This window comes from Winogradskyella sediminis, from assembly GCF_003387355.1.
In the GTDB taxonomy this organism is placed as follows: Bacteria; Bacteroidota; Bacteroidia; order Flavobacteriales; family Flavobacteriaceae; genus Winogradskyella; species Winogradskyella sediminis.
The window spans coordinates 1-1,080 of record NZ_QUNH01000032.1; the positions used below are offsets into that span (position 1 = coordinate 1).

Here is a 1,080-nt window from a genome sequence, read left to right on the forward strand (position 1 = left end):
CAAACAAATGTAAAACAAATAACACTATTTGACAAATAAACTTTACATTAAGTAAAACAAATACTACTGCCAACACCGTGTATAATTAATTGCTTAATTGAGCTTACTTGCGAATATTCCTGCGGAATATTCACGGGTTCGTAAATGTTTGCTAACTTAGTCGCTAAACCACGCAACTAACCATACACAAACACGTTAGGCAACATTTGAGAAAAACGAAATCTGAATGGAATTAAGACGAATATCTGGACAACAGAAAACTACCTTGCTTGAATTTTACAATCCAAAAGAATGGCCTTCTCAATGGAAAAGAATGCCTGAAATGATGTGTGAATTAATCAAATCGTTGGAATTGATTAAACACGAACCAGTTTGGGTATTTACATCTCACGCTGAATTGTTATTTACAAGTAAAGATGATTATCAAGATTGGCAGGTTTTAGTGAAAATAATAGAAATGGATAAAAAACAATTTTATAAAATAACAGTAGCACAAAACGACCCTTGGCATCATTTAACGGGATTTTCGGACAATCCTAATAAAGCATCGGAATTAGTAATATCTGGATTATCAGTTGCTGTTATTGGGAAAAATCGAAATATTTTTTTAGACTCAAATTAATATTTAATGAATTACTTGAATACTATAATAGATATATTTAGTGAGCACGAGATTTCCAAATATTCAGATTTGAAAATATGGGAACTTAATAAATCAGAACGCTATCCAATAAGTGAAGGAATCAAATTTGAATCAAATGATTTTGCTGGAGAAATATTTTACTATTCTGGTAATGAAATGGAATATTGCGAAATGGAATTTCTAATCTATTTAGGAGAAATTTATAAAGCCAAAGTAATTGAAAAGACAAGTAGTATAGAATTAAAAAAATCAGTAACTGAATTTCTAACAAATAGAATTACTAAATTAAAAAACGTTGCCTAACACCGTGTATAATTAATTGCTTTGGTCGTTGTCTACTTGGAAAATTCCTTCGGAATTTTCTCGCGTTCGTTTTTGTTTACTAAATTAGTTGCTTAAACACGCAACTAACCATACACAAAACCGTTGTATGTAAT

2 protein-coding genes are annotated in these 1,080 nt (G+C 30.3%); both read left to right on the forward strand.

The window, feature by feature from the left end; genetic code table 11:
* Positions 1–226 precede the first annotated feature (226 nt).
* A complete protein-coding gene (locus C8N41_RS16795; RefSeq protein ID WP_115840131.1) occupies positions 227–622 on the forward strand; it encodes a hypothetical protein in 396 nt (131 codons plus the stop codon).
* 6 nt (positions 623–628) lie between these two features.
* A complete protein-coding gene (locus C8N41_RS16800; RefSeq protein WP_115840132.1) occupies positions 629–946 on the forward strand; it encodes a hypothetical protein in 318 nt (105 codons plus the stop codon).
* Positions 947–1,080: the final 134 nt, after the last annotated feature.